This is a genomic window from Microcystis sp. Msp_OC_L_20101000_S702, assembly GCF_007095705.1.
Lineage (GTDB): Bacteria > Cyanobacteriota > Cyanobacteriia > Cyanobacteriales > Microcystaceae > Microcystis > Microcystis ichthyoblabe_A.
In genome coordinates this window covers 1-8645 of the sequence record NZ_SFBO01000099.1, presented here as the reverse complement: position 1 = coordinate 8645, position 8645 = coordinate 1, and the positions used below count along the sequence as shown (strand labels likewise).

At 39.6% G+C, this 8645-nt stretch carries 6 protein-coding genes and 3 pseudogenes; 7 read left to right on the top strand and 2 right to left on the bottom strand.

What is annotated here, in order from left to right; genetic code table 11:
* From EWV60_RS11010 to EWV60_RS10985, 6 genes and pseudogenes are all read left to right on the top strand, one after another.
* Positions 1–110, top strand: a pseudogene (locus EWV60_RS11010) (IS630-like element ISMae24 family transposase); the annotation flags it as partial.
* A gap of 6 nt (positions 111–116) precedes the next feature.
* A pseudogene (locus tag EWV60_RS11005) lies at positions 117–1436 on the top strand (peptidase domain-containing ABC transporter); the annotation flags it as partial.
* Between the two features lie 33 nt (positions 1437–1469).
* A complete protein-coding gene (locus EWV60_RS11000; protein ID WP_287232271.1) occupies positions 1470–3164 on the top strand; it encodes a beta-barrel domain-containing protein in 1695 nt (564 codons plus the stop codon).
* Between the two features lie 79 nt (positions 3165–3243).
* The gene (locus tag EWV60_RS10995; RefSeq protein ID WP_287232270.1) at positions 3244–3990 is read left to right on the top strand and encodes a peptidylprolyl isomerase; all 747 of its coding nucleotides are present in this window, start codon (positions 3244–3246) and stop codon (positions 3988–3990) included.
* Between the two features lie 715 nt (positions 3991–4705).
* The gene (locus EWV60_RS10990; RefSeq protein ID WP_002738203.1) at positions 4706–5068 is read left to right on the top strand and encodes a DUF6972 family protein; all 363 of its coding nucleotides are present in this window, start codon (positions 4706–4708) and stop codon (positions 5066–5068) included.
* Positions 5028–5318 carry a hypothetical protein gene (locus EWV60_RS10985; protein WP_002737941.1) on the top strand — a complete coding sequence of 97 codons (291 nt, stop codon included), beginning with the start codon at positions 5028–5030 and terminating at the stop codon, positions 5316–5318. Before EWV60_RS10990 ends, EWV60_RS10985 begins: the two co-directional genes overlap by 41 nt.
* A gap of 153 nt (positions 5319–5471) precedes the next feature.
* Here EWV60_RS10985 and EWV60_RS10980 read toward each other — a convergent pair whose 3' ends face one another.
* Both EWV60_RS10980 and EWV60_RS10975 read right to left on the bottom strand, forming a co-directional pair.
* Positions 5472–6575 carry a T3SS effector HopA1 family protein gene (locus EWV60_RS10980; RefSeq protein ID WP_287232269.1) on the bottom strand — a complete coding sequence of 368 codons (1104 nt, stop codon included), beginning with the start codon at positions 6573–6575 and terminating at the stop codon, positions 5472–5474.
* A 24-nt stretch (positions 6576–6599) separates the two neighbouring features.
* Positions 6600–7769, bottom strand: a complete 1170-nt coding sequence (locus EWV60_RS10975; protein WP_287232268.1) for a phosphotransferase — start codon at positions 7767–7769, stop codon at positions 6600–6602.
* 221 nt (positions 7770–7990) lie between these two features.
* Here EWV60_RS10975 and EWV60_RS10970 point away from each other — a divergent pair.
* Positions 7991–8428 (top strand): annotated as a pseudogene (locus EWV60_RS10970) (alpha/beta fold hydrolase); the annotation flags it as partial.
* Positions 8429–8645: the final 217 nt, after the last annotated feature.

Here is an 8645-nt window from a genome sequence, read left to right as displayed (position 1 = left end):
AATATGAATGGATTGAATTTAGCGCCTATAAAGACCGAAAGAGCCTCCTCGCTTACGTTAAAAAAGTGCTGGACAATTTTGGAGGCGAGTATGTAATTAATTTTGCCTAGGTACTTATTGTATTAGATTTACTCACGGTCTTTATCTATGTGGGACTTATGTTCTGGTATAGCTGGAAAATGGCTTTACTGGCATTAGTCATTGTGCCACCTTTTTTCCTGCTTGCTATCATTGCTACTCCTTTCCTACAAAAGATATCCAGAGAAATATTTGCGGCCTTAGCGGAAGAAAGTGGTTATTTAATCCAATCTTTGACTGGTGTACGCACGGTCAAATCTCTGGCAATTGAGCAAGTAGTGCGCTGGCGTTGGGAGGAGTTTCTCAACAAGTCAATTCGCAAAAACTTTTCTGGGCAGATTATTAGCAACCGACTCCAAGTATTTAGCTTAACCATTGAATCTTTAGTGACCACTGGGCTGCTTTGGTTTGGGGCTTGGTTAGTGATTCAAGGAGAATTAACCATCGGGCAGTTGGTGGCTTTTAATATGTTAATTGCCAATGTAATAAACCCTTTTCAGCGGTTAACGGTTCTATGGAATGAGTTACAGGAGGTAATTATTGCAGTGGAGCGAATTAATGATGTGATTGATACCGAACCAGAGGAAGATTTGCAATCTCAGGCTCGTTATTATTTAACAGATTTACGAGGAGATATTATTTTTGACAAGGTGACATTTCGTTACCACCCAGAAAGCGAAACTAATGTTTTAGAGAATCTCAGCTTTGAAATCAAAGCCGGACAGACTGTAGCTTTAGTGGGGCGTTCTGGTTCAGGAAAAACTACTATTTCTAAGCTAGTTTTGGGGCTATATACCCCTACAGATGGGAAGATTTTCATTGATGGTCATGACATAACTAGCATTTCTTTATCTTCTTTGCGTCAAAGGGTTGGTGTTGTTGACCAGGATACTTTTTTATTTGGTGGCACAATTCGGGACAACTTGACCTTAGCGCGACCTTCTGCAACTCAGGCGGAAATTATCGAAGCCGCTCAATTAGCAGGTGCTGACGAGTTTATTCAAAAGTTACCGATGAGTTATGAAACCCAGATTGGTGAAGGTGGAGGGTTATTGTCTGGTGGTCAACGGCAAAGATTAGCCATCGCTAGGGCGTTATTAGGCAATCCTCGTCTATTGATTTTTGATGAGGCAACTTCCCACTTAGATGTGGAGTCGGAGCGAATTATTCAGACTAATTTGAATAGAATTCTTAAGGGACGTACTACATTAATTATTGCCCATCGCTTATCTACCGTTAGAAATGCTCATATAATTTTAGTTTTAGATAGAGGAGTATTAATAGAGCAAGGAAATCACGAGCAGTTAATGGCAAAAAAAGCGAATTATTACTATTTAAATCACCAGCAACTTAACTAATGTTCATAAATCTGAGCAAGATTTTCATAAATTATGACCCAGTTTAATGAGATTAACCAAGCAGACTTAAATGGTCGTAAAAGCGACCAAAATCTACCAGGAAGTAACCTAAATTCTTCGGCGGATTGGTCTTTTGCCACAAAGGAACTGTTGGATGCGTTACCTCAGCGGTGGACGCGAGGACTGCTCTATTTTTTAATCGTTTTTGTGGCGATCGCTTTGCCCTGGGGAATGTTGTCTCGGGTAGATGAAACGGGTAGTGCTAGGGGACGGTTAGAACCGCAAGGTGGCACAATCAAGCAAAAGCTAAATTTAACCTATACATCTGCGGCTCTTAATTCCCAAACGGCTAAAGTTGAAATGCTAAATATTGAAGAAGGAGACATGGTAAAAGCTGGGGATATTTTAATGGAACTGGACAGTCTCCCTATTCGTGAGCGAATTACCCAACTGCAAATTCAACTACAAAGTCAAAATAATCGGCTGAATGCACTAAAGCAACAAAAAAATCAGCTAGAAACCGAACTGCGTACCCAAGAACGGCAAAATCAGTCCCAACAATTAGAGAAACTATCTCAGGTAGAACAAGCCCGACAAACCTTTCAGTCTCTTAAGACAACATACAATTTGCAAGAACAGGAAAAACTGACTCAAATTGCTCAAGCGGAGCAAAATCTGGCAGCACTCAGAAGAACCTTAAATTTACAAAGAGAAGAGAAACTGACTCAAGTTGCCCAAGCCAAACAACAGTTAGAGGATAGCAACACCGCTTATAATTTAGCAGAATTGCGCTTACAAAAAGCCTTGAGGGAAGTCGAACGTTACCAGAATCTTTTCCATAATGGGGTGATAGCGGAAGTTCGGGTCGTTGAACAGGAAAATATCGCCGATGAAAGACAAAGTATTTGGAAGCAAAGTCAAGCAGATATTGAGCAAGCCAGACTGCGACTAGAAGAGCAGAAAAGCAGTTATGAGAGAATTGTTAATCAAGGGAAGGCGGATATTGAGCAAGCGGAGTTACGATTAATCGAACAAAAGAGGAGTTATGAGAGAATTGTTAATCAAGGGGAAGCGGACATTGAGCAAGCGAAGTTGCGTTTAGCCGAGCAAGAGAATAGTGTTCAAACCCTTACTCATGCGGGGGAAATTGCTCTGTCTAAAATTCAAGAACAGCTAAAAAGTTTGGATAGCCAAATCAGTAGTCTTAAATCTGAGGTGACGCAAACAAAGAAAGAAATTGATTCTGTGAAGTTTGAGTTAGAGAAACGGATTGTTAGAGCCCAAGAAGGAGGCACTATTTTTAGTTTGCCGATTACTGGGGTGGGAGATGTGGTACAACAAGGAGGAATGATTGCAGAAATAGCGCCCCAAAAAGCGGATATTTTATTGAAAGCAGAAATGGCCACTACACAAAGTGGTTCATTACAGAAAGGAATGGCGGTTAAGATGAAGTTTGATGCTTATCCTTTTCAGGACTATGGCGTAGTTGATGGAAGTTTAATTAAAATTTCCCCAACTACCAAAATGCAAGAAACATCTCAGGGACGAGTAGCAATTTATGAACTAGAAATTGAGTTAAATCAAACTTGTATTCCTAGTGTAAATGACTGTATTCCATTACGTCCGGGAGATACAGCTACCGCTGAGGTGGTGGTGCGTCAGCGTCGCGTTATTGATTTTATTCTTGACCCATTCAAGAAGTTACAAAAAGGAGGTTTAGAATTTTAGAAAGCTTTTGTTCGAGGGCCTGTCATTCCCGCGAATTGCGGGAATCCCTAAAAATGTTTTGATTACCCGGAGAAAGATTATGTCACAATCTGTTGCCATTACTGCTGAAGATATTCTGAAACAAGTTAAGCTGTCTTTAAAAACTTCTGAACTCATAGAAGCAATTATTACCCGTAAAATGATCGCCAATACGGCAGAAGAGGTAGGAATCAAGCTAGAAGCTGAGGAGCTTCAAGAGATGGCAGACAAATACCGAAAAATGTATAAACTTCTTAGTGAAGAGGATACCTGGGCTTGGATGAAAAAAAATCATCTGTCTTTAGATGATTTTGAAGAATTTGTGTACTATCAAGGTCTTGCCAGCAAACTAGCTGTTCATCTTTTTGCGGATAAAATTGAGCCATATTTTTATGAGCATCAATTAGATTATGCTGGGGTAGTGATGTATGAAGTGGTGTTAGAAGACGAAGATTTAGCGATGGAATTATTTTATTCTATTCAGGAAGGGGAAATGAGTTTCTATGATGTGGCTCACAAGTATATTGAGGATAAAGAGTTACGCCGAAAAGGAGGATATCGAGGGATATTATATCGTAAAGATTTGAAGCCAGAGATTTCGGCTGCTGTTTTTGCGGCGACACCACCAGAGGTTCTTAAACCGATTGTGACTTCTAAGGGAGTGCATCTAATTTTAGTCGAAGAGATTATTGAAAGGAAGCTAGACAACTGGCTGCGAAATAAAATTGCTACAGATCTATTTAACGATTGGGTTAGTAACTCTCTGATTGATTTCCAAGCTAATAAAAATATTGAGATTTGCAATTAAGTTTTTTAAAAAAACATCAAATAAACCGAGATAATAAAACTATCTCGGTTTCATTTTTTGGGAACCTCGAAAAATCATAACAAAAGCAATTAATCAAAGTCTCCTATTCTATTCAACTCTCGTAGCAAAACAAAGTCCACGTAATTATGATCCGCCGACCTCCTAATGTATCAAGCATTTCCGAATCGGTCAATTCATGCATATAACTTTCAGAATCCGAGAACAAATCTGCACCAGCAGGACGTAAGTCAGAAATAGTAATATTAGCCATTTTCGTTTCCTCTTGGAATAAGTTTTACTTTGAGGTAGTCAGATTAATTATGCTCTTCCTTTCCCTATGACTCTTATTATTGCCTAACTCTCAAATAATGACAAGGGGTTGAGCAACTTTAAAATTCATCTAACTAGCACAATTATGTCTCAAATTCACCGACCAAAACACCGTAATTTCATGTAGATTATGACCGCAAATTCCCATGATTTCGTATCACCGAGCTTTGTTTTTGAGACAGAACTAACACAATTATGTCTTTTTTATATCTCTCTCCTCTGGGTTCGGGGGGTGGTGGGTCAAAAAAATAGCCCTATGCCCTAATGAGACTAAACTTTAGCGATGGGCCGATCGCTACTTTATTTTAAGATAGGCGATAAGCCTGACGGCATAGCGACCCTTACCGCTTTTTGTTATAGTAAGATGGCTAGTTAAACAAATCACATGAGTGGTATTAACAGAGAAATATATCTAGAAAACCGAACCAGTCTGATTGACAAACATTTACCCGAAACCGAAAAATCCCAAAGAGAACTGGAAATCGAAGGAATCGTCTATTTGTTTAACAATCGCCAGACAATGGAGAGAGTGGCAGAGGAAATTAAGCAAAGAGGAGAGAGAACGGGAGCAGCAGATTCAGAAGACAAATACGAACGCTATGGATTATTTTTTGCCGAACCAATTGGGTATATCCTAAAATTAGATGGAACGAGAATCCCTCTCCACTATGGAGAAATAAAAATAAAAAAAAGCACAGGAAAATATCATGTCATACCTCGTACCAGACCGCGCACCACAAAATCCTGAAAACGCAAAAACGCAAATTACGCCAACAGAAAAAACACAATGGGAATTTGCCGAAATCTGGGTAGATCCTTGGCTTTCACCCCCCTATATTCTGATGTTAGTTAAAGAACAATCCGGTAAATTCTCGATTCAAAATCCCGCACAAAACTATCAATCTATCTTTACCAGCGATACTTACGAAGAAAGTCTTATGTGGTTACTGGAAGATGAATATGAGCGAGTCACAGGTCGCTTTTGCCAACCAGAGTAAAAGCAAGGCGATAAGCCTATTTTACCCGAAAAAGAAACCCGGTTTCTGAGTCTCCGAGTTCTGCGCCAAGAAAGAAACCGGGGTTTTTTCTATGCTTTACCCAGAATAACTCAGGAAAATAGTAAAAACCCGGTTTCTGATTTTCTCTTAGCATCAGCTTGCCAACTCTAATCCCTGATAAACATCCTCAGAATCAGCATTCAAATAAGGACGCTGCCAATCAATCCCCAACCCAGAAAACTGCTCAGAAATAGCAGCAATCCGACCCGCCGCAGAATTGTCCTCCTGTTGCCAAGCCATCAACAACCCATTGGCTATAATCTGACAGCGATTCATCCCAAAACTTTCCTCACTGCCAAACTTTTTGTCCGGTTCCTCCGCTAACCCCAATCCCGGTGCTAACTCCAGAGTAAATAAAGGTATTTCAGGCTTAAAAACAGACTGATTCTGCTGATAAACATTAGCCACAACCTGCCTCACCAACTCATAATCTGTTTTGCCAAAATAAAGCACCCCAGCATCATATCGTTGATAATCAACTGGATTATATAAAGCCTTAAAACTAAAAGGAATCCCCCTCTCATTTAACCTTTCAGTCAACCCAGTCATCACAGCCACCGCGCCTTCGGGAGTAACATTAAAATAGAGCCGCACCATCGCTTCCTCTCTCTGTAAACCGGCATTACCCACCGCCATATAAAAGCCATTTTGCACCAAATTCTTAGGCATCAAAATTGACACAACATCCCCCACAGCCGCCGCTTTTTCAGACTCTTGAAGATGCTTGTCCCGTTGGATATGTAACCGCAAACCGCCCTTAGTTACAGCCAAACTGCCATCGGTTTCTTCTCTCAAAACCGACCAACCCGAATCAAAATAACCCTCACCCTTATTCGCTTCCTCTAACTGCCCATAAAAATCCATAGATACGCCAGCAAAACTATTATTCTCCAAATCTAATTGCTGACCCTTATTCTCAGAACCTAATGCTTGCGATGCTTGCATCGACCCATTATAATAAATGCCATAAAGAAAACTCCTCAACTGTAAACTCATATATTTATCCTGTATTTCCTTCGGTAAAGCCTGAATCCGAGACAACATCTCAGCAGGCATTTCCCAGGGTTGATAGTTAGGATGACGAATCGAAAAATCAGCGGAAATTTCGAGATTTTCAACAATATCTAGCAAAACTTCCTTTAACCGACCTCTAACCTCAGGGGCTAAATGATGGAATTGAGAATTAAGTAATGACATAATTTTTCAAGATACTCAACGATATTAAACTTGGCCAACAACAGAAGAATTTATCTGATTTAACTGAGTAGCAGTAGCCCCAAAAATCGTAGGCATTGATGATTCAGGACGACATAACAAAGCCTTGGCTACCTGAAGCATAGCAATTCCAGTATTATTAAAGATTTTTTGATACTGAACCATTGCTAAAATTGCAATAATTAAAGAAAAACCAGCCAACTGGACTACTTGCTTTAAGAAATCAGGACGATATTCTAAGATTTCTGGGAAAGTTTCTAAATAAGCTAAAGTTAACCCACCGATAGATGGCTGCAGTAATTCTAGGGGAGTAGTGGCTAGTCGCAGAGACTCTTCAATACTGAGAGAATTACTAATCACCAAGCTACCCAACCAAATTTGTAGATAACTAGCGATCGCCATTCCCAAATCAAATGCTGGATCTCCCCAATCAGACCTTTCCCAATCAATCAACCGGATCACATTTCCATTAATATCTTCCCAGTTTCGATTCAGAAGAATATTATTCAGCTTGATGTCATTGTGAGTCAGACAAATAGGAGAAATAGTTTCACTGGCTCGATGAACTGCTTCTCCTAAGCTATCATATCGTTGATAAAGTGCAAAAAATTTCAATCCATCCATCGGAGCCATGCCAAAAATTTCAGGACCGATCCTTTCCAAACTCTCTAATAATAGCGGAGATACTTTCGGTTTTCCAGCAAACTCTTCTTTGACAAAAAATTCCCGATAAATACTCTGATTCCAGGTATCACGGTGAATTGTCGCCAAACAACCGCCGATTTGAGTAGCAACCTGAGCCGGAAAGAGATTCTCTTTAGAATAAAACTCTGCTAAATCCTGATAATTATCCAGATAAGTAGAAACTAAAATTGAGTTATCAGCATCGTGGAGCAGTAATTCTGGCAGAAAACTACGCCAATGGTCAATTTCAGGAAAGTTCTCTAGAAATTTGGGGATTCGCCATTCCCCAAAAAACTCACCCACCGTTTCCTTTTCTAAATTAATAAATTGTTCTTGTTTAACCAGTAACTTTCGCCCCTCTGGTAAAGTCACTAATAAGTTAAAATTTTTAGCTTGAATCTGCTCTACTCCGGGATTTTCTTGTGAGCGATCGCAGATTTTTTGGTCGATTAAATAGTCATAAACATTTTGAGAACTTAACACAAATTTCATAATTACAATTATTCTCAAATATCGCTGATCTGTTTTTATTGATTTTAATTATAATTGATGATAGCCTTATTGCCAAGCTATTCATCTGCATTAAAAAAACATAATTAACACAATTATGTCTAAACTTAAACTAATCGCGCCAGTCAACCTACCTGTTAGATTGGTTTAGGGCTAATTGCGATCGCTCCATAGACAAAGAAACCGGGTTTCTCCACAGGGACAAGACGGCTTTTGCTGCCTTTCATAAATTCGGTAAGTATGTGGTACAGTTTCGTTATGATTGGTTTTTAAAAGTACCTTTTGCCGATCGATTATTTATGGCGAGATTTTTGCATCGATCGATCCCAAAATCAGAAATAATTGCTTTTTTAGAAGATTTTTTAGCGGCAGATTACGAGGCAGCTCTAGGCACAATTTATACATCTGTGAGTAAAAAAGCAGTGGAAATTATGCCGGGTAAATTTGCCGAGATTAAAATACCAACTCTTTTAGTATCAGGGGAAAAAGACATTATTATCCCTGCCAAAATGGGTAAAATGGCGGCGGATTTGAATAATAATATCCAGTATGTGGAGATGGCTAATACTGCTCACTTCCCCATGTTAGAAGATGCCCCCACTTATCTAAAAAAATTGCAAGATTTTTTGGAAATTAATTAGCGCTGGCTGAATAAATCTAAAAACCTTGTTGGATAAGACTTTTAGACTTTTTTTCCCTCAAAAAGTGCCAGCCGTTGCGGAGATCGGGGGGAAAATTTAGGTACTTTTTCCCTGAAAATTAGGCAACTGACTACCTCAAAATCGGTAAAACCCCACACCCCACACCCCACACCCTGCCCCCAGGAAAAGCTTTTTCAGCAAACCCTAATTAAGGCGG

Excerpts from the sequence above, each read along its gene's own strand:
- EWV60_RS10985 (WP_002737941.1), top strand. The coding sequence starts at position 5,028 with ATGTCATACCTCGTACCAGACCGCGCACCACAAAATCCTGAAAACGCA.
- EWV60_RS11000 (WP_287232271.1), top strand. The coding sequence starts at position 1,470 with ATGACCCAGTTTAATGAGATTAACCAAGCAGACTTAAATGGTCGTAAA.
- EWV60_RS10980 (WP_287232269.1), bottom strand. The coding sequence starts at position 6,575 with ATGTCATTACTTAATTCTCAATTCCATCATTTAGCCCCTGAGGTTAGA.
- EWV60_RS10990 (WP_002738203.1), top strand. The coding sequence starts at position 4,706 with ATGAGTGGTATTAACAGAGAAATATATCTAGAAAACCGAACCAGTCTG.
- EWV60_RS10995 (WP_287232270.1), top strand. The coding sequence starts at position 3,244 with ATGTCACAATCTGTTGCCATTACTGCTGAAGATATTCTGAAACAAGTT.
- EWV60_RS10975 (WP_287232268.1), bottom strand. The coding sequence starts at position 7,769 with ATGAAATTTGTGTTAAGTTCTCAAAATGTTTATGACTATTTAATCGAC.